8 protein-coding genes and 8 pseudogenes are annotated in these 20,498 nt (G+C 72.0%); 6 read left to right on the top strand and 10 right to left on the bottom strand.

Annotation, left to right across the window (positions count from 1 at the left end):
- The first annotated feature begins 46 nt into the window (after positions 1 to 46).
- Positions 47 to 381 (top strand): annotated as a pseudogene (locus QQK35_RS14110) (ArsR/SmtB family transcription factor).
- Between the two features lie 60 nt (positions 382 to 441).
- A complete protein-coding gene (locus QQK35_RS14105; RefSeq protein ID WP_284254726.1) occupies positions 442 to 1,425 on the top strand; it encodes an SRPBCC family protein in 984 nt (327 codons plus the stop codon).
- 18 nt (positions 1,426 to 1,443) lie between these two features.
- On the opposite strand, the pseudogene QQK35_RS14100 reads toward QQK35_RS14105, so the two are convergent.
- The 10 genes and pseudogenes from QQK35_RS14100 to rsmI all read right to left on the bottom strand — a co-directional run bounded on the left by QQK35_RS14100 (position 1,444) and on the right by rsmI (position 13,507).
- Positions 1,444 to 3,272: pseudogene (locus tag QQK35_RS14100) on the bottom strand (ABC-F family ATP-binding cassette domain-containing protein).
- Between the two features lie 222 nt (positions 3,273 to 3,494).
- Complete coding sequence (locus QQK35_RS14095) at positions 3,495 to 4,427, bottom strand: 4-(cytidine 5'-diphospho)-2-C-methyl-D-erythritol kinase (protein ID WP_284254725.1); 933 nt, start codon at positions 4,425 to 4,427, stop codon at positions 3,495 to 3,497.
- A 53-nt stretch (positions 4,428 to 4,480) separates the two neighbouring features.
- Positions 4,481 to 5,337, bottom strand: a pseudogene (rsmA, locus tag QQK35_RS14090) (16S rRNA (adenine(1518)-N(6)/adenine(1519)-N(6))-dimethyltransferase RsmA).
- A 52-nt stretch (positions 5,338 to 5,389) separates the two neighbouring features.
- Positions 5,390 to 6,313 carry a TatD family hydrolase gene (locus QQK35_RS14085; RefSeq protein WP_284255712.1) on the bottom strand — a complete coding sequence of 308 codons (924 nt, stop codon included), beginning with the start codon at positions 6,311 to 6,313 and terminating at the stop codon, positions 5,390 to 5,392.
- A 5-nt stretch (positions 6,314 to 6,318) separates the two neighbouring features.
- Positions 6,319 to 7,904: pseudogene (metG, locus tag QQK35_RS14080) on the bottom strand (methionine--tRNA ligase).
- 101 nt (positions 7,905 to 8,005) lie between these two features.
- Positions 8,006 to 9,506 (bottom strand): annotated as a pseudogene (locus QQK35_RS14075) (phytoene desaturase family protein).
- Positions 9,507 to 9,602: 96 nt separating this feature from the next.
- Positions 9,603 to 9,785, bottom strand: coding sequence for a zinc-binding dehydrogenase (locus QQK35_RS20550; RefSeq protein ID WP_431311848.1), 183 nt, complete (start codon positions 9,783 to 9,785; stop codon positions 9,603 to 9,605).
- Positions 9,786 to 10,255: 470 nt separating this feature from the next.
- Positions 10,256 to 10,519, bottom strand: a pseudogene (locus QQK35_RS20545) (alcohol dehydrogenase catalytic domain-containing protein); the annotation flags it as partial.
- Between the two features lie 81 nt (positions 10,520 to 10,600).
- Positions 10,601 to 12,580, bottom strand: a complete 1,980-nt coding sequence (locus QQK35_RS14065; RefSeq protein WP_284254724.1) for a S53 family peptidase — start codon at positions 12,578 to 12,580, stop codon at positions 10,601 to 10,603.
- A 104-nt stretch (positions 12,581 to 12,684) separates the two neighbouring features.
- Positions 12,685 to 13,507: pseudogene (rsmI, locus tag QQK35_RS14060) on the bottom strand (16S rRNA (cytidine(1402)-2'-O)-methyltransferase).
- A 26-nt stretch (positions 13,508 to 13,533) separates the two neighbouring features.
- On the opposite strand from rsmI, the gene QQK35_RS14055 reads away from it, so the two are divergent.
- From QQK35_RS14055 to QQK35_RS14040, 4 genes and pseudogenes are all read left to right on the top strand, one after another.
- A complete protein-coding gene (locus QQK35_RS14055) occupies positions 13,534 to 15,105 on the top strand; it encodes a dolichyl-phosphate-mannose--protein mannosyltransferase (RefSeq protein ID WP_284254723.1) in 1,572 nt (523 codons plus the stop codon).
- 111 nt (positions 15,106 to 15,216) lie between these two features.
- Positions 15,217 to 18,534, top strand: coding sequence for a hypothetical protein (locus tag QQK35_RS14050; RefSeq protein WP_284254722.1), 3,318 nt, complete (start codon positions 15,217 to 15,219; stop codon positions 18,532 to 18,534).
- A gap of 46 nt (positions 18,535 to 18,580) precedes the next feature.
- A pseudogene (locus QQK35_RS14045) lies at positions 18,581 to 19,917 on the top strand (O-acetylhomoserine aminocarboxypropyltransferase/cysteine synthase family protein).
- A gap of 4 nt (positions 19,918 to 19,921) precedes the next feature.
- The gene (locus QQK35_RS14040) at positions 19,922 to 20,497 is read left to right on the top strand and encodes a CoA-binding protein (RefSeq protein ID WP_284254721.1); all 576 of its coding nucleotides are present in this window, start codon (positions 19,922 to 19,924) and stop codon (positions 20,495 to 20,497) included.
- Position 20,498 lies beyond the last annotated feature (1 nt).

Here is a 20,498-nt window from a genome sequence, read left to right as displayed (position 1 = left end):
TCGGAGCGGTTGACACGCCCGCCTCTCGCCCCTAACGTACAACCAAATGGTTGTGCAATCTGAACTCAGTGACGCCGAAGTCGATCGCGTCTTCCACGCGCTCGCCGACGCGACCCGACGCGACATCCTCCGGCGCACGCTGACCGGCAAGGCGACCGTGAGCGACCTCGCCGCCGCCTACGCGATGTCGTTCGCCGCCGTGCAGAAGCACGTCGCCGTGCTGGAGGGGCCGGGCTCGTGACCAAGGAGCAGCGGGGCCGCGCGCGGATCGTCCGCGGCGATCCGGAGACGATCGCGCGCGCACAGCGGCTGCTCGACGCCTACGCCGACCTGTGGCGCTCGCGCATCGACCGCCTCGGCGAGCTGCTCGATGCCGACTGAACCGACGCCCGCCCTCGACCGCGCTCGAACTCGACCGCCCCGACAGAAGGAGCAGAACCGATGCCCGTGACCTCCGTCACCACCGACCCCGAGGCGCTCACACTGACCCTCGTGGCCGACTTCCCCGCCCCCGTCGAGCGCGTCTGGGACGCCTTCGCCGACCCGCGCAAGCTCGAGCGCTTCTGGGGCCCTCCCGGGTATCCGGCGACGTTCGACCGCTACGACCTGCGCCCCGGCGGCCTGGCGCACTACTGGATGACGAGCCCCGAGGGCGAGCGCTTCCACGGCCGATGGGAGTTCGTCGAGGTCGCGGCACCGCACCGCATCGTCGTGCTCGATTCCTTCGCCGACAGCCGGGGCGAGGTCGACCCGTCGGTGCCGACCGGCCGGATGACGCTGACGATCGAGAGCACCGCCACCGGATCGCGCCTGGCGATCGTCTCCGCCTCCCCCACCGCGGAAGCGCTCGAGCAGGTGCTCGCGATGGGTCAGGCCGAGGGGATGCGGCAGGCGTTCGGGCAGCTCGACGCGGTTCTCGCGGACCTGCGCGAGTACGCCCTCGGCGCCGGAACCCGCACGGAGGTGCTCGACGACACGCACGTGCGCATCACGCGGGCGTTCGAGGCACCGCGCCACCTCCTCTGGCGCGCCCACACCGAGCCGGACCTGATGAAGAAGTGGCTGCTCGGGCCGGACGGCTGGGAGATGACCGTCTGCGAGAACGATCTCGTCGTCGGCGGGTCCTACCGCAACGCCTGGGCGCCGGTCGGCGACACCGCCGGAGAGCCGTTCGGATTCGAGGGTGAGAACCTCGTCATCGAGCCGGAGCGGCGCATCGTGACGACGGAGCGGATGACCGGGGCACCGTTCCCGCCGAACGTCAACGACCTCACGATGGACGAGGACGACGGGGTCACGCTGCTCACGATGATCATCGCCTACCCCGACGTGACCCAGCGCGACATGATCCTCGCCACCGGGATGACCGACGGGATGGAGGCCTCGTACCAGCGGCTCGAGCGCGGGATCCTCGCGGACGCCTGACCCGCGGGCCCACGCTCGCTACGCCTCGAGGGCCTCGCTGAGCTCGAGCCAGCGCTCCTCGAGGCTCGCCGTCTCGGACTCGAGTTCGGCCAGCCGGGACTGCAGGGCGCCGAGGCCGACGTAGTCGCTCTGGTCGTGCTCCGCGAACGCGGTGTGCTGCGCGGCGATCAGCTCGCCGAGCTTCGCGAGCCGGCGGTCGATCGCGGCGCGCTCCTTCTCGGCATCGCGTCGCGCTGCGCCCGCGAGAGCTCCCGATGTCCTGGGTGAGGCGATTTCGGCAGGCTCGATCCCGGGCTCGATACGCCGCTCCGCGGCCCCTCGACCCGCGGACAGACCGAGGTACTCGTCGACCCCGCCCGGCAGGTGCCGCAGGTGCCCGTCGAGCACCGCGTATTGCTGGTCGGTCACCCGCTCGAGCAGGTAACGGTCGTGCGACACCACGAGCAGCGTGCCCGGCCACGAGTCGAGCAGGTCCTCCATCGCGGTGAGCATGTCGGTGTCGAGGTCGTTGGTCGGCTCATCGAGGATCAGCACGTTCGGTTCGTCGAGCAGGATCAGCAGCAGCTGGAGGCGGCGCTTCTGCCCGCCGGAGAGGTCCTTGACCGGGGTCGAGAGCTGCGCGCTCGAGAAGCCGAGCCGCTCGAGCAGCTGGCCGGGCGTCAGCTCCTGCCCGCCGCTCGTGTACGACGCGCGCTGCTGCGCGATGACGGCGCTCACCCGCTCGTCCGCGATCTCGTCGAGATCGGCGAGACGCTGGTCGAGCTGGGCGATGCGCACGGTCTTGCCGCGCTTCACCCGGCCGCTGGTCGGCTGCACCGTGCCGGCGACGAGCCCGAGCAGCGTCGACTTGCCCGCCCCGTTCACGCCCAGGATGCCGGTGCGCTCCCCGGCGCGATCCGCCACTCGACGTCGCGCAGCACCACCCGCTCGCCGACGGTGCCATCCGCTTCCTGTGCCGGGAACGAGACCCCGGCATCCAGCAGGTCGACGACGTCCTTACCCAGCCGCGCGACCGCGAGCCGCGCGAGCGACACCGAGTCGCGCACCGGCGGCACGTCCTCGATGAGCTGGTTCGCGGCGTCGATGCGGAACTTCGGCTTCGACGTGCGCGCCGGCGGTCCGCGCCGCAGCCAGGCGAGCTCCTTGCGCAGCAGGTTCTGCCGGCGCGCCTCGATGGATGCCGTCTGCCGGTCGCGCTCGACGCGCTGCAGGACGTAGGCCGCGTATCCGCCTTCGAAGGGCTCGATGACGCGGTCGTGCACCTCCCACGTGTCGGTCGACACGGCATCCAGGAACCACCGGTCGTGCGTGACGACCACCAGGCCGCCGCGGTTCTTCGGCCAGCGGCTGGTGAGGTGCTGCGCGAGCCAGGCGACGCCCTCGACGTCGAGGTGGTTGGTCGGCTCGTCGAGCAGCAGCACGTCCCAATCGCGGCTCAGCAGCGCGGCGAGGGCGACCCGGCGGCGCTGGCCGCCGCTCAGCTCGCCGATCGTCGCGGTCCACGGGATCTCGCGCACGAGGCCGGCGAGCACGTCGCGCACCTTCGCGTCGCCGGCCCACTCGTGCTCGGCGCGGTCGCCGACGATGAGGTGCTCGACCGTCTCGTCCTCGGGCAGCAGGTCGCCCTGATCGAGCATCCCGAGCGTGACGCCGCCGCGGCGGGTGACCCGGCCGGAGTCGGGCTGCTGACGGCCGGCGAGCAACCGCAGCAGGGTCGACTTGCCGTCGCCGTTGCGGCCGACCACGCCGATCCGGTCGCCCTCCTCGATGCCGACGGTGACGTCGTCGAAGACGACGCGCGTGGGGTACTCGAGCGCGATGCGCTCGGCGCCGAGGAGGTGGGCCATCCTTCCGAGCCTAGGCGCGCGCGCCGTCGACGAGCCGCGGTGCGCGCGTCAAGAGTTCAGGATGCCGGCGGCGCGTCGGGCTCGAAGGAGGACGGAACGCCGTGCACGTCCTCCACTTTTGACGCGGCTGGGGCGGGTGGGGCGGGTGCGTCGCGGGCGCACGCACGGCGGGTGGGCGCGGGGCGGGCGCACGCGCCGCGGCCTCGCCGCCGGATGCCGGCGCTACTCGATGACGCGGGCGCCGTGTACGGGGCCGGTGGCCCGCACGACGTTGAGCTGGGCGGCCGAGAGGGCGACCTGCAGCTCGAGGGCCGCGTCGAGGTCCGCGGCGAGGAACGCGACCGTCGGGCCCGAACCCGACACGATCCCCGCGAGCGCGCCGCTGGCCTCGCCCAGCTCGAGCGTGCGGGTCAGCTGGGGCGAGAGGTGCAGGGCGGCGGCCTGCAGGTCGTTGCGCATCGCCTCCGCGAGCATGCGAGGGTTGCCGGCCCGCAACGCCTGCAGCACGTCGGCCTCGACGGTCGGTGCGTCGTCGGCGGGCGTGATCTCCGTGGCGTGCCGAGCACGGTGGGCGTCGAGTTCCGCGTACACCTCGGGGGTCGGGAGGCCGAAGTCGGCGAGCGCGAACACCCAGTGGAAGATGCCCTGCGCCAGGGCCGGCGACAGCTCGTCGCCGCGGCCGGTGCCGATCGCCGTGCCGCCGGTGAGCGCGAACGGCACGTCGGCGCCGAGGGCGCGTGCGAGCTCGAGCATCTCGTCGCGCGGCAGGCCGGTCTCCCAGAGCGTGTCGCACGCGAGCAGGGTCGCCGCGGCGTCGGCCGAACCGCCGCCCATGCCGCCGGTCACCGGCACGTGCTTCTCGATCGAGATGCGCGCGCCCCCGCGATAGCCGGTGCGCTCGGCGAGCAGCTTGGCCGCCCGGATCGCGATGTTGCGATCGTCCGACGGCACGCGGCTGAGCTCCACCGAGCCCGTCACCTCGACCGCGAACTCGTCGGCGGGGACGACCCGCACCCGCTCGCACAACGAGACGGCCTGGTAGGCGATCGCGACGTCGTGGTACCCGTCGGCCTGCTGCGAACCGACGCGAAGGAACACGTTGACCTTGCCGGGCGCCTTCACCTGCACCTCGCGGTGCCCGATGCGGCCTCCCATGCGACGAGCCTAGTCACCCGGCTCGCGGGCACCGGGCGGGTGGCGATCTGGATTCAGCCGGCTCGGACGATGCTCAGGAACTGCTCGACGCCGAGCACCTCGCCCCGCGCGGTCGGAGCCACACCGGCACGCTCGAGCCGCTCGGATGCCGGCCCCGCCCCGCCGAGCACCTCGCCGAGCGCCTGCCGCAGCATTTTGCGGCGCTGGCCGAAGGCGGCATCCACGAGCCGGAACACCTCGCGCCGCTCCGCCTCGGTCCCCGGCGCGGGGCGGCGGCGGAAGGCCACCAGGATCGAGTCGACGTTCGGCACCGGCCAGAACACCTGCCGGCTCACCATCCCCGCCGCCGACCACTCGCCGTACCACGCGGCCTTGACGCTCGGCGAGCCGTAGATCTTGCTGCCGGGGGTGCCACGAGCCGCTGCCCGACCTCGGCCTGCACCATGACGAGCGCCGACTCGAGCCCGTCGAAGCGCTCGAGCAGGTGCAGGAGCACGGGCACCGAGACGTTGTAGGGCAGGTTCGCGACGAGGCGCTTCGGCGGCGTCGGGAGCGCGTCGAGTCGCAGCGCGTCCTCGGTGATCACGGTGAGCGCGGCATCCGGAGCGAACTCGGCCACGGTCTCGGGCAGCCGGGTCGCGAGCCGGGTATCGATCTCGACCGCGGTGACGCGGGCGCCGGTCTCGAGCAGGCCGAGTGTGAGCGACCCGAGCCCGGGACCCACCTCGAGCACCTCGTCGCCGGGCTGCACGCCGGCCGTGCGCACGATGCGTCGCACGGTGTTGGCGTCGATGACGAAGTTCTGGCCGAGCTTCTTCGTGGGCTGCAGGTCGAGCTCGTCGGCGAGCGCGCGGATCTCGGCGGGGCCGAGCAATGCGTTCAGCGCGCTGGAGCTGGGAGCGGAGGCCATTTCTGGCCTCCGCCGCGACGCCAGCGCCGACGGCCGTCTCGGCCGTCGGTCGTCACTCATGCTCGTCGAACGGTCCCGGCGGGGCGTCGACGGGGTCGGAGTCCCACGCGCCGTAGACGAGCTCGGTGTTGGACGAGATCTGCGCCGCGAGCATCGACACGTCGGTGCCGAGCGTGTCGGCCATCGAGCGGAGGGTGTGCGGGATCAGGTACGCCGAGTTCGGCCGGCCGCGGAACGGCATCGGCGTCAGGTACGGCGCGTCGGTCTCCACCAGCAGAGACGAACGCGGCACCGCCTCGAGCGCCTCGCGCAGCGCCGGGGCGTTCTTGAAGGTCACCGTGCCGGCGAAGGAGAGGAACCAGCCGTGCTCGGCGACCAGCTGCGCGAACTCGGCGTCGCCCGAGAAGCAGTGGAACACCGTCCGCTCAGGCGCCCCGACCCGCTCGAGCACCTCGACCACCTCGCGATGGGCGTCGCGGTCGTGGATCTGCAGCGCGAGCCCGCTCTGCTTGGCGATCTCGATGTGCGCCTCGAAGGAGCGGATCTGCGCGGCGCGGCCGTCCTCACCGGTGCGGAAGAAATCCAGCCCCGTCTCGCCGACCGCCCGCACCCGGGGCCGGGATGCCAGCTCCGCGATCCCCGCGAGCTGGTCATCGAGCGCTCCCCGGCGCTCGATCTCGGGCGCCTCGTTCGGATGCAGCGCGACCGCGGCGAGCACGCGCGGCTCGCGCGCCGCGATCTCCGCGCTCCACTGCGATGTCGCCAGGTCGGTGCCGACCTGCACGACGCCGCGCACGCCGACGCTGGAGGCGCGATCGAGCTGCTCGCGGTAATCGAGCCCGTGCTCGCCGTCCCGGATGTCGAGGTGGGTGTGGTTGTCGTACACCGGCACGACGAGCGCCTCGGGCAGAGGCGGGTACTCGGCCGGCTGGTCAGCCGGCCGCTCTCGTGCGCGGAGGAACGCCTCGTCGCCCAGGTTGCTCACGCGGCGCCGGCCTCCTGCTCCTCGATCCGTGGGAAGAGAGCCTCGAGCGCCTGCACGCTCCCGGTCGTCTGCGCCTTCCACTCGGTCGCGTGCTGCAACCGGACGTCCTGTACGGCGCCCTCGCCGCCGAGCGCCGTCCAGAGCTTCGCGGTCGCCTTCGGCATGACCGGCGAGAGCAGCACGGCGAGCGTGCCGAGCCCGTGTGCCGCAGTCGCGAGCACCTGGTCGAGTCGGGCGGACTGCGCCTCGTCCTTCGCGAGCACCCACGGCTCCTGCTCCGTGATGTACAGGTTCAGGGCGTCGACGAGCCGCCAGACGTGCGCGATGGCCTCGTGGATCGCGAGACGGCCGATGGCGTCGTCGGCATCCGCGGTCACCCGCGCGGCGAGTTCGGCGATCTCGACGTCCACCGACGCCTCGGGGAACGCCGAGCCGCGGTACCGGGCGATCATCGCGATGACGCGCGACGCGAGGTTGCCGAAGCCGTTGGCGAGCTCGGCCTGGTACCGGGCCGCGAGGTCCTCCCACGAGAACGAGCCGTCCTGGCCGAAGGTGATCGCGCGCAGGAAGTAGTAGCGGAAGGCGTCGGAGCCGAACACGTCCGTGATCTGCTGGGGCGCGATCCCGGTCAGCTTCGACTTCGACATCTTCTCGCCGCCGACCAGCAGCCAGCCGTGCCCGAAGACGCGCTGCGGCACGGGAGGCCCGCCGCCATGAGCATGGCGGGCCAGATGACGGCGTGGAAGCGCGCGATGTCCTTGCCGACGAGGTGCACCGCGGGCCAGCGCCGACGGAACTCCCCGGTGCCGGCCGGCCCCGAGCGTTCCGGGTCGCCGTAGCCGACGGCGGTCACGTAGTTCAGCAGCGCGTCGAACCACACGTAGATGACGTGCGACTCGTCCCACGGCACCTTGACGCCCCAGTCGAACGTCGAGCGCGAGATCGAGAGGTCCTCGAGGCCCTGCGAGACGAACGAGATGATCTCGTTGCGCAGGCTCTCCGGCTGGATGAAGTCGGGCTGCGAGCCGTACAGGTTCAGCAGCTCCTGCTGGAAGTCGCTCATGCGGAAGAAGTAGTTCTTCTCCTTGAGCACCTCGACCGGGCGCGAGTGGATGGCGCACACGAGCTCGCCGGCGTAGTCGCCGTCCTTGGTCTCGATCAGCTCGTCGCGGGTCTTGTACTCCTCGCAGCCGACGCAGTAGTAGCCCTCGTAGATGCCCTCGTAGATGTGACCGTCGTCGTAGAGCTGCTGGATGAACGCCTGCACCCCGCGCTCGTGCTCGGGGTCGGTGGTGCGGATGTACTGGTCATTGGCGATGTCGACCGTGTCGAGCAGCGGCTTCCACGCCGACTCGACGAGGCGATCGGCCCATTCCTTCGGGCCGACGCCGTTGGCCGTCGCGGTACGCAGGATCTTCTGGCCGTGCTCGTCGGTGCCGGTGAGCGACCACGTGTCGTCGCCGCGCTGCCGGTGCCAGCGGGCGAGCACGTCAGCCGCGACCTCGGTGTAGGCGTGGCCGATGTGCGGCACGTCGTTGACATAGAAGATCGGCGTCGTGATGAAGAACGACTCGCCGGGCATCCGTGCAGTCTACCGAGCCCCCTCGGCGGTTACCGGCCGGGGCTCTGCTCGCGAATGACCACTTTTGGCAGGTCGCGCGGCGTCAGACCTGCCAATTTCGGTCATTCGCGCACTGCGAGGTCGTCGAGGGTGGTGTGGATGCCGAAACGGTCGTGGAGGGCGAGGCGCGCCGCGTACCAGCCGTTCATGCCGTGCACGGAGGGGCCGGGCGTCGTCGCGGACGAGCAGAGGTAGAGGCCCTCGATCGGCGTGCGCCACGGCTGCGGCGAGAGCACCGGGCGGCGCACGAGCTGACGCAGTGTCGCGGCGCCGCCGCTGATGTCGCCCCCGACGTCGTTCGGGTTGTCGCGCGCGACCTCGGGCGCCGTGCGCGCGGACACCGCGAGGATCGTGTCGCGGAACCCGGGCGCGAAACGCTCCACCTGGCGCAGCACGAGCTCGGTCGGGTCGATCGTCGAGCCGTTCGGCACGTGGATGTACGCCCACAGCACGTGCCGCCCGGCCGGCGCCCTGCTCGGGTCGGCGATCGTCGGCTGCACGACGAGCACGTAGGGCGCGTCGGAGACGGTGCCGCGCGCGACCGCCCGCTCCGAGGCGATGATCTCGGCACGCGTGCCGCCGAGGTGCACGGTCGGCGACGACGCGACGGCCGGGTCGGCCCACGGCACGGGAGCCGACAGCGCGAGGTCGACCTTCGCCACCCCCGCACCGTGGCGCAGCCCCGCAGCGCGCGCCGGTATCCCGCGGGCAGGCGATCCCCGCCGAACCGGTCGAGGAACCCCGCCGACGTGTCGAGCAGGGTCACGGTCGAGGGTCGAGGTCCGCGGGCGACCCGATGTCGGCTCCGGTCTCGATGTCGCCGCCGTGGGCGCGGAGGTCGTCGGCGAGCGCGTCGGCGATCCGCTGCGTGCCGCCGGTCGGCAGGCCCCAGCCGGCGGCGTGTCCATGCGCCGCGAGCAGCAGGCCGGCACCGGCGCCGGCGAGCGAGGGCAGCGGGATGTTCGCGTGCGCGGCGACGCCGAACAGGAGCGCCGGCGCCGCGTCGTCGCGGAACCGCGCCGCGCCCCACGCTCCGCCCTGCTCGAGCGCCCGCAGCCCGTACCGCACGGCGGTGACCGGATGCGGCGGCACGCGGACGAGCGTCGAGCCGGTGAAGTCGGTGACCTCGTCGATCCGGCGCACGAGCGGGCCGAGCAGCCCGCGCCAGGCGCGGCCGTCGCGCCCGAGCCCGTCGACGGTGCGGTCGAGGTCGCGGTACGCGATCGCCGCGGTCCCGCCGTCGAGCGGATGCGCGTATGAGGCCTTCGGGACCACGAACGGCACGCGCTCGGTCAGACCCCAGGCGCGGAAGAACGGCGACGCGAGGGCCGCCGGGTGCACGGCCGAGCAGATGTCGTGCACGAAGCCCGGAAGCGTCAGCGGGGCCGACCGGATGCCGCCCCCGATCGTGTCGTTGCGCTCGAGCAGGCGCACCTTGAGACCCGCGCGCGCGAGCGTCACGGCCGCGGCGAGGCCGTTCGGCCCCGACCCCACCACGGTCGCGTCGATCACGTATGCGACGCTAGCGCGACCTCTGCACGGATCCGATGAGCGTGTCGCCATCCGATGCGGCCCGCGCGGGGACAATCGGATGGCGAAACGTCGATCGGATCCCGGTCTGCGCCCGCGACCTCGAGCAGCACGGCCGCGCCGTCCGGGTCAGATGCCGGTGCCGACCTGCAGCACGATCTTGCCGAGGCCGTGCCGCTCCGCGAGCCGGTCGTAGGCCGTCGCGACGTCGTCGATCGCGTACCGGGCCTTGATCGGCAACGTGATCGCGCCCTCCGCGAGGAGCTGCGCCACGAGCGCGACGGCGGCTCGCGGGTCGGCGACCGACGACATCCCGACGGTGTGCACCCCCGGCTCGCCGCGGCGAAGTCGGCGATCGTCTCGATCCGCCCCGGGTCGACGCCCAGGTCGAGCGCGAGGTCGACGTTGCCGCGGCCGTGGGTGTCGATGAACGCGTCGACGCCGTCGGTCGCGAGCAGACGGATCCGCCCCTGGGCGCCGTCGCCGTAGGCGACCGGCTCGATGCCGAGCCCGCGCAGCGCCTCGTGATTCTGCTCGGATGCCGTGCCGATCACCCGCGCCCCCGCGCGGGCGGCGAGCTGGGCGGCGAGCACGCCGACCCCTCCCGCGGCACCCGCGACGACGACGCGATCGCCCGGGTGCGGGGCGATCGTGTCGACCGCGGCGACCGCGGTCGTGGCGGCGACGTAGAGGGCGCCCGCGACGTCCCAGCCGAGACCCGCGGGCTTCGGGATCACCCGGTCGGCCGGGAGCACGACGTAGTCGGCCTGCGCGGAACGCTGGTCGGACATCCCGATCACGTCCGACCCGATCCGCCAGCCGGTGACCCCCTCGCCGAGGCCGACGATCTCGCCGGCGAAGTCGCTGCCCTGCCCGAACGGCGGCTCCCCGCCGAATCGGCCCTCGCGGATCGGGATCTCGCCCGGATTGATGCCGGCGTAGCGCACGGCGACCCTGACCTCCCCGGGACCCGGTTCCGGCTCGGGGACCTGCACGAGCTCCAGGACGCTGCTGTCACCGAATCGAGGGATGCGGACCGCGTTCATCACGCCCTCCGGCTTACGCTCCCCGGCGATCCGCCGCACGTGACAGCGGCGGATCGCCGGGGAACTTTCAAGAAGCGCCGGTCAGTGACGACCCTGCGCGAGCAACCCGAGCAGCGTGAACGAGATGCCGCCCAGGCCCGTGACGTCGTCGTAGCGGCGCTGGGTCGTGAGAGTGGTGTCCCTGTCCAGGGTGATCAGGTAGCTGTTGCCGCTCGTCGCGCTGGTGTATGCGAGGGCGCGCGGCGGGTTCTGCGGCACGACGTCACGGTAGGCCGACGGCAGCACGCGGTCGATCGCGTACAGCGTCGGGTTCGCGAACCCGATCGTCGCGCGCGTCTGCTGCTGCACGAGAGCCACCTGCGCCGCGACGATCGGCGAGGCCAGCGACGTGCCGCCCCACGTCTCGTCGACGAAGTCGCCGGTCTCGAGCGTCGTGTCGTCGACGATCGGCCGGTAGCCGATCTGGAACCCGGTGTACGGGTCGGCGAGCGCCGCCACGTCGGGGGCGACCCGCTTGCCCCTGGCGAGCGACCCCGGCACGATGCCCCGCTGGTACGACGGCTGCGCGAACACCGTGCTGGTGCCGCCGCCGGCTCCGCCGAGGAACCGCGGCCCGGGCAGCGGCCCGAGGTAGCCGAGCGATCCGTCGTCGTTCTTCACGATCTGGTCGGCGGTGTCGCCCCAGCCGGTCTCGAACGAGATGCGGTTGCTCTGGTCGATGCCGACCGAGGTGCCGCCGACCGCGGTCACCCACGGACTGGATGCGGGGAACGACGGCTGGATCACGCCGTCGTTGAGGTCGGCGTCATCCCCGTCGTCACCGCTGGAGAAGTAGAGACCGATGCCCTCGGCCGCGGCCTGCAGGTACAGGTTCTGCTCCCCGGTCAGCACATCGGCCGGAAGGGCCTCGGTGCCGTCGCCGTAGCTGTTGCTCACGATGTTCGCGAGCTTGCCGTCGAGGATCTTCGAGAGCGCGAGGTCCAGGCCGCCGCCGCAGTTGTAGCCGCCGACGTAGAGGATGTTCGCGGCGGGCGCGATGCCGTGCACCGCCTCGACGTCGATCGTCTGCTCGGTCTGCCAGCCGCTGGGCTCCTGGCACAGCGCCTGGTCGGAGAACTGCGACGGGGCCGGCACGATCTGCCGGTACTGGCCGGGACGCAGCGTCGGCTCCCCGGCGTCCGTCGCCCAGGTGTTCACGTCCTGTTCGATGGTGGGGGATGCGTAGGCGTCGATGAGGGCGACGGTCTGGCCCGCGCCGGTGATGCCCTTCTGGTTCAGGGTCTGCAGCCCGTACGCGCCCCGCACCTGCGCCGGCGTGTAGCCGCACACATAGGTCGGGTACGAGGTCTGGCCGCGGTAGGCGGGCGGCACCGTGACGACGTGCTCACCGGCGTAGGTCGAGCACGGCGTCGTGATGAGCGGAGTCGTCGCGACCTTCTTGCCGAACGCCTGCGGTGCGGCGGCATCCGGATCCTGCGCCACGTCGGTCGGACGGGTCAGCAGCTTCGACTGGTCGAGTCCGATGCCGGCGACCTTGCCGGCGAGCGCCGCGGGCACCGACGGCGCCGACGACGGGGCCAGCAGCGAGCGTCCGCTGTAGGAGTAGGAGTGCAGCGCCGTGCCGAACGCGTCGCCGAGCTGCTCGGCGGTGCCGCGGAAGATGATGTACAGGCGCGACTGCGGGTACGCCGTGATCGTCAGATCCTGGCTCTTGAGGTAGTCCAGCACGGCGTCGAAGTCCGCCTGCGTCGGCGAGAACCGCGCGATCCACTGCTGCGCCGTGACACCGTGGCGGAAGGTCGTCACGCCGGGGGTCGACACGGTCGACGCGAGTCGCTCGGCGCCCTTCGGGTCGCGCAGCGGCAGGTAGATCTCCGCCTCCTCCGTCGCGTCGTCCGCGGCGGCGCCCTCGTCGTTCGCCGACGTCGCCCAGCTCGGCACCGATCCGCTGAAGGTCTGGCGATCGGCGGCGGATGCCGCACCCGCCCCGGCGATCCCGATCCCGGCCGCCGTCGCGACGGCCGCGATCACCGCGACCGTCCTCCTCGTCCATGCACGCACGTGCATCCCCTCGCTTCCCCGATGAAGTGATTCCGATGCGGAAACATCGGCGCACTGACCGTAAGCGTGCGATGACACCCCCGCAAGGGGGTCGACAGATCCGTCTATGCCGACGGCGTGCTCCGGGCGGCGAGCGCCGCATCGTAGAGCTCGCGGCGGGGCAGGCCGGTCTCGGCGGCGACCTCCGCGCTCGCGTCCTTGAGGCGCGCGCCCGCGGCCACGAGCTCGAGCACACGAGCGACCGCCTGGGCCGGATCGGCGGCGCGATCCGGCGCCCCCGCGACCACCAGCACGATCTCCCCCGCACCCCCTGCGATGCCCACACGGCGAGCTCGGCGGCGGTGCCGCGCCGCACCTCCTCGTGCAGCTTGGTGAGCTCGCGGCAGACGACGACGCGGCGACCGTCGCCGAACTCGGCGGCCACGTCGGCGAGCGCGGCCGCGATGCGGTGCGGCGACTCGAAGAACACGAGGGTCCGCCGTTCGGCGGCGAGCGACGCGAGATGCGCGCGACGTCCCGTGCGCGGCAGGAACCCTCGAAGGCGAACCGGTCGGTCGGCAGGCCGGAGACGGCGAGCGCGGCCAGCACGGCGCTCGGCCCGGGCAGCACCGTGACCCGCACCCCGAGGGCGACGGCCGCCTCGACGAGCCGATATCCCGGGTCGCTCACGGTCGGCATCCCGGCGTCGGTGAGCACGAGCACGTCCTCGTCGCGCGCGTGCTCGGCCAGCTCCGCTGCGCGGCGGGTCTCGTTGTGCTCGTGCAGGGCGATCAACCTCGGCCGGTTCTCGACGCCGAGCGCCCGCATGAGTTGCACGGCGGTGCGGGTGTCCTCCGCGGCGATCACCGTCACGGAGCCGAGCGCCTCCACCAACCGTCGCGTGGCGTCGCCGAGGTTCCCGATCGGTGTGGCGCCCAGGATGATCATGCAACCGAGTCTCCTAGAGTTGCGCCGTGACCGTCGTCGAGCTGACCGGGTCGCGCCTCGACGACTGGTGGCAGGACCTCATGGTGCGCCCGATCGCGCGGCGCATCGCGATCTGGGGCGGGCCGGTGATCGTGCTCGTCGTCGCGACCCTCACGCGTCTCGTCGGGCTCGGTCAGCCGCACGAGCTCGTCTTCGACGAGACCTACTACGTCAAGGACGCCTGGACGATCTGGCACCTCGGCTACGAGGGCAGCTGGCCCTCCGACCCGAACCCCGGGTTCCAGCAGGGACGTGTCGACACGTTCACGAGCGCCCCCGAGTTCATCGCGCACCCGCCGCTCGGCAAGTGGATCATCGCGCTCGGCGAGGTCGCATCCGGCGGGGCGGCCAGCTCGTGGGGGTGGCGGATCTCGACGGCGGTCGTCGGCATCCTGCTCGTCGCGCTCGTCATGGTGCTCGCCCACCTGCTGTTCCGCTCGACGCTGCTGACCACGATCGCGGGCGGCCTCATGGCGATCGACGGCAATGCGATCGTCATGAGCCGCGTCGCGCTGCTCGACGACATCGTCGCGTTCTGGGGGCTCGTGGGCGTCATCCTCGTGCTCCTGGATCGCGGGTGGACCCTGCGACGACTGACGGAGTGGGTCGCGCACCGAGGGGAGGCCGGGCAGCCGACCGACTGGGGACCGATCCTGTGGTGGCGGCCGTGGCTCCTGCTCGCGGCGGTCTCGTTCGGCCTCATGGCGGGCACCAAGTGGAGCGGCTTCTACTTCCTGGCCGGGTTCGGCGTCTTCGTCGTGCTCAGCGAGATCGTGCTGCGCAAGCGCGCGGGCATCGGCTTCTACTCCTCGAGCAGCTTCCTGCAGCAGTCGTGGGCGACCTTCCTGCTCGTGGTGCCGCTCGGCCTCGCGACCTACCTCGCGACCTGGACCGGCTGGTTCGCCACCTCGGGCGGTTACGACCGCACGTGGATCCAGAACGGCGGTTCGCCCGCGACCGGTCTGCTCAGCGGGGTGCCGGTCGCGGTGCAGAACTGGTGGCACTACCAGGGCGAGATCTGGAACTACAACATCCACGAGAGCACGCCGCACGCCTACCAGGCCAACCCCTTCACCTGGCTGTTCCTGGTGCGGCCGACGTCGATGTACTACCACGACAACGGCAACGGCACGGCGGCCGAGATCCTCGAGCTCGCGAACCCGCTCATCTGGTGGGCCGCCACGGCGGCGGCGTTCTTTCTCGTCGTGCGCGTCGTCTGGGGTGCCGTGCGCCGGCGGAGCGTGTGGCGCGAGGCGCTCGTGCTGGCGGGGCTCGGTGCCGGATACCTGCCCTGGCTGCTCTACGTGGACCGCACGATCTTCCAGTTCTATTCGATCGCGTTCGAGCCCTACCTGCTGCTGTGCCTGGTCGCGACGATCCGGGTGCTCGTCGGCACCCGGGACGACCCGGCGCCCCAGCGGGTGCGCGGGCTCGCCCTCGTCGGCGTCTTCCTCGGCCTGTGCGCCGTGTTGAGCGTCTTCTTCTGGCCGCTGTGGATCGGGCAGACCATCCCCCTGGACTATCTCCGGCTGCATTACTGGTTCCCGACCTGGATCTGAGGGCGCCGCTGGCGCTCTAGGAGATTGCGTCGTCAACCCGTAGAGTCTCAGCAATTCTTCAGGCTCCTCCGGCGAACCCCCGGCGTCGGCAGCCCTGAGGCGGGAGCACCCGTGCGCAGACCGATCGTCCTCGCCACCGCCCTCGTGGCGGGTCTGGGTGCTGCCCTCGTGCTGGCGGTGCCGGTGAACGCCGCGGGCATCTTCACGTCGCAGATCGACACCGCGGGCACGCTCTACCCGGGCGGCCCGCTGACCTGGAGCGGCCAGCACGACGCCGACGGAACGCTTACGTGGAACGCCATCGCCGACGGCGGCGATCCGGAGGGCATCGACCTCGCGCCGGACTGCGCCCCGACATCCGGAACCGATCCGGTGTCGTACTCGTGCACGCTCGACCCGATCGCGCTCGCGCCGGGCGGCTACACGCTCGTCGGCCAGCTCACCGGCCCGAGCTCGCAGATCGCGAATTATCCGCAGCCGCACTTCACCGTCGCGGAGCCGGCCACGCTCTCGACCGACGCGTCGATCCGCGCCGGCGACGTGCTGCATTTCGGCGGCACCCGGATCGCGACCGGCGGGATGTCGAACTTCCGCGTCGACGGCGACCTCATCGCCCAGGATTCCTGCGTCGGCGCCTTCGACGCCTCGACGAGCTGGTCGTGCATGTGGACGTCACCGGTGACCCTCGGCCTCGGATCGCACGCGCTCACCGTCACCTTCACCGACTCCCGCAGCGAGGAGTCGACCGACCTCGCGACCACGTTCGACGTGGATGCCGCCCCGCCGCCCGCCACGACGCCCCCGACGATCGCGCTGTCGTTCGCGCCCGCCTCGATCACCGCGACCGTGACGCCGACCGACGGTGCGACCGTGGCCGACATCCGGATCGCGCGCCGGAACGGCTCGACGTTCGGGACCGTCGCCGACTGCGCGGCGGCGACCGTGTGCACGGCGAGCGGGCTGGCGCCGGGCCTGTACGCCGTCGAGGCGACGACGCAGGGCACGCACAGCGCCGGCGTCTACGCGGTGGTGCACGACGCCCCGGTCATCACGAGCGCCGACATCACGCAGAGCGAGGGCGTCAACACCGTCGTCAGCGGCACCGGCGAGCCCGGCGACACGATCCTCCTCGGCGACGGCGAGAGCACCTACTGCGACGGCTACTACTCCACGCCCACCGTCGACGACGACGGCCAGTGGATCTGCGACACCGGCGAGGTGGGCGGCCCCCTGACCGCGGTGCAGACCGACGTCGGCGCCGGCGAGCAGGACGGTCAGATCTCCGACGACGGGCTCGTGCTCGGCTACCGCTCGGGAGCGCAGTCGCCTCCGAGCGCGCCCGTCGCTCCGACCGCCGACATCCCGGCGGTGTCGTACCGGCACGCCCCCGGCAGCATCACGGTGACCGCGACCCCCACACACGACCAGCCGCTGGACGCGGTCGGCGTCGTGCTGTACTCGTGGGACGCGACGAACGACTTCTCCGCCCAGGCGCGCTGCGGCAACGCGCTCAGCACGGAGGCGGCGCCCGAGATCCCCGTCGACGTCGCGCAGAGCGACGACGGCGTCGCGCTCACCTGCGTCTTCAGCGGACTGACCCCGGGGATCTGGAACCCCTACTCCGACCAGGGCACGGGCGCCTGGGCCGATGACTACTTCGTGATCCCGGTCGCCCCCACGATCGACTCGGTCACCGATCGCGGCAGCGGAGCCGCGAGCATCGCGGGCGCCGGCACGGACGGCGATCTCATCACGGTGACCGACGGCGGCACCGCGGCGTGCACCGCCACCGTGGCCGCCGGACGATGGAGCTGCGAGGCGCGCCCCGGCGTCGGGTCGCACACCTTCCGCGCGTCCCAGGTCGATCAGGGCGCGGGGCGCGACGACGCGATCCTCGAGACCGACAGCCGGATCGTGTACCGCACCGGCGGCACCTCGGCGCTCAGCACCGCGCGCGCCGTGATCCTCGCCGCACCCGCGACGACGCCCGGCACGACGCTCACCACCCCGGTCTGGACCTTCTCGATCGACGGCATCGACACGTCGAACCTGCACCCGGGCGACACGTTCACCGCGAGCGGATCGGGGCTCCCGGCCGGCTCGACCGTCACGTTCGTGCTGCACTCGACGCCGGTCACCCTCGGCCGGGCGCTCGTCGATCGGACCGGCGCCTTCGCCTTCCAGGGCACCATCCCGCTCGACACGACGCCCGGCGCGCACCAGATCATCGCGACCCTCAGCGGCACGGGCCTGACCTCGACCACGAACGCGAAGGACGTCACGGTCGTCGGCGCCGTGCCGGCCAGCGACGAGCAGCAGGAGTCGTCCGAACAGAGCGAGCAGACCGGCTCGGGCGCGGGATCCGGCTCGGGTGACAAGCGCGACGTCGGCATCGAACCCGACGTCGCGCCCAACGTGCTCACGAACGGCCTGTATTCGATCGGCGACGTCGTCAACCACCCGGAGAAGGTGCCCGCCGCGATCGCGATCGGGCTCGTGCTGCTGGTGCTCGGCATCCTGCCCGCGCACCTTCTCGACGCGACGCTGTCCGAGCAGTGGGAGCACCTCGGCCGGCGCAACCCGCGCCTCGGCCGCAACCCCGGATGGCTCGCACGGCTGCACGCCCTCCTCGCCCGCGCGCCCGCGATCGGCGGCCTGGCGGTGACCGCGGCGACGGCGGTGCTGTTCTGCTTCGCCGACCCGCGCTTCGGGTTCAACCCCGAGTCGCTGCGCCTCGTCATCGCCCTGGCGGTGGCCCTGTTCATCGTGACCTACGTCGTCGATTGGTTCACCAAGCTCATCGTGCGCGGCGCCTGGGGTGCCGAGGTCACCATCCGCCTGCGTCCGCTCGGTCTCGTGCTCGCCCTGCTCGGCGTCATCGCCTCGCGGATGCTGCACTTCTCGCCCGGGTTCCTCATCGGACTGGTGCTCGGGCTCTCCATCGCCGGGCACGCCGTCGGCAGATACGCCTGGCGGGCCGTGCTCGTGCGATCGGGGCTCATCATCGGCCTCGCCATCGCCGCCTGGCTGGGCTTCAGCGCCTTCTCGGGCGAGTCCGCCGAGCACGACTTCACGAGCGCGCTGCTGCTCGAGCTGCTCGTCGCGATCGCGACCGAGGGCATCGTCGCCCTGCTCGTCGAGCTGCTGCCGTTCCACCTGCTCGAGGGCGAGCACGTGTTCCGGCGGTCCAAGGTGCTGTGGGGCCTCGCGTACCTCGTGGCGCTCGTCGTCTTCATCGTCGCCGTCGTGCCGTGGGAGGGCAACTGGGCGACCCTCGGCTCCGGGCTGTGGGGCTGGCTGGCGGTCCTGGCCGGCTTCGCCCTCATCGCCCTCACCGTCTACGTCGTCTTCCGTGTGCGTTCGCGCCGGCACCACGAGGTCGAGGCCGACGAGGAGGCCGACGCGGTCGTCTCGCTCAACGAGGACTGATCGCAACACGGCGAAACACCGCACGGAGCGCGGTTAGCCTCGGACAATGGCCGATCCCGCTCGCCCCGACCGGACCGTCTCCGACCGGCCCGCCTCCGACCGGCACTACGGGTTCCGCACCCGCGCCATCCACGCGGGCAACATCCCGGATGCCGTGACCGGGTCCCGCGCCCTGCCCATCTACCAGACCAGCGCCTTCGTCTTCGACGACACCGCGGATGCCGCCGCCCGCTTCGCCCTGCAGAAGTACGGCAACATCTACTCCCGCCTCGCCAACCCGACCGTGGCGAGCTTCGAGGAGCGCGTCGCCTCGCTCGAGGGCGGCCTCGGGGCGGTGGCCACGGCATCCGGTCTCGGCGCCGAGTTCATCACCTTCGCCGCGCTCGCGGGGGCGGGCGACCACATCGTGGCGTCGTCGCAGCTCTACGGCGGCACGGTCACCCAACTCGACGTGACGCTGCGCCGGTTCGGCGTCGACACGACGTTCGTGGCCGGCACCGACCCGGCCGACTACGCCGCGGCGATCACCGAGAAGACCAAGCTCGTGTTCGCGGAGACGATCGCGAACCCGTCGGGCGAGATCGCCGACATCGAGGGGCTCGCCGGGGTCGCGCACGCCGCGGGGGTGCCTCTGATCATCGACTCGACCGTGGCGACCCCGTACCTCAACCGGCCGATCGAGTGGGGGCCGACATCGTCATCCACTCGGCCACCAAGTTCCTCGGCGGGCACGGCACCACCCTCGGCGGCGTCGTCGTCGAGTCGGGCCGGTTCCCGTGGGGCAGTCACCGCTTCCCGCTGTTCGAGGCCGGGACGCCGACCTACGGGGGCCTGAGCTGGGAGGGCAACTTCGGCGAGTACGGGTTCCTCACCCGGCTGCGCGCCGAGCAGCTACGCGACATCGGGCCGACGCTCGCGCCGCACTCCGCCTGGCTGCTCGCGCAGGGCGTGGAGACGCTGCCGTTCCGGATGCAGGCGCACGTCGAGAACGCCCGCGCCGTCGCCGAATGGCTGGATGCCGACGACCGCATCGAGTTCGTCAACTGGGCGGGGCTCCCGGGCCACCCGCACCACGCGCGCGCCGCGAAGTACCTGCCGCTCGGCCCGGGATCGGTGTTCAGCTTCGGGGTCGCGGGCGGTCGCGGGGTCGGGCAGCGCTTCATCGAGAGCGTGAACCTGGCCAGCCACCTGGCGAACATCGGCGATGCGAAGACGCTCGTCATCCATCCGGCGTCGACCACCCACGCGCAGCTGAGCGAGCAGCAGCTGCTCGCTGCGGGCGTGCTGCCCGGCCTCGTGCGGATCAGCGTGGGCATCGAGGACGTCGACGACATCATCGACGACCTCGACCGGGCGCTGGCCGCCGCGGTGCGGGGAGAATGAGGCCATGAGCACCGACACCCTCGAGACCGTCGACCTGCAGAACGGGCTCACCTGCTCGATCCCGGCGAGCTCGCCGCTCGCGAAACTGCTGAAGTCGCAGCGCACCTGGCACGGCCCGGATGCCCTGCAGCGTCAGCGGATCCTGCGCGACGCGAAGACGGTCGCCATCGTGGGCGCCTCGCCGAACCCGGCGCGCTCGAGCTACTTCGTGGCCACCTACCTGGCGCAATCGAGCGACTACGAGCTGTACTTCGTGAACCCGAACGCGACCGAGATCCTCGGCCGCCCGGTCTACAAGAGCCTCGCCGACCTGCCGGTCGTGCCCGACATCGTCGACGTGTTCCGCAAGGGCAGCGACATCCCGTCGGTCATCGACGAGGCGCTCGCGATCGGGGCGAAGACCGTCTGGGTGCAGCTCGGCATCTGGAATCAGGAGGCCGCCGAGTACGGCGAGTCGAAGGGCCTCACCGTCGTCATGGACCGCTGCATGAAGGTCGAGCACGCGCGCTTCCACGGGGGTCTGCACCTGCTCGGCTTCGACACCGGCGTCATCTCGTCCCGCAAGGGCGCGCTCCGCTAGC

It is taken from the genome of Pseudolysinimonas kribbensis (assembly GCF_030161895.1).
Lineage (GTDB): Bacteria > Actinomycetota > Actinomycetes > Actinomycetales > Microbacteriaceae > Pseudolysinimonas > Pseudolysinimonas kribbensis.
This window is presented reverse-complemented; position numbering and strand designations above follow the sequence as displayed.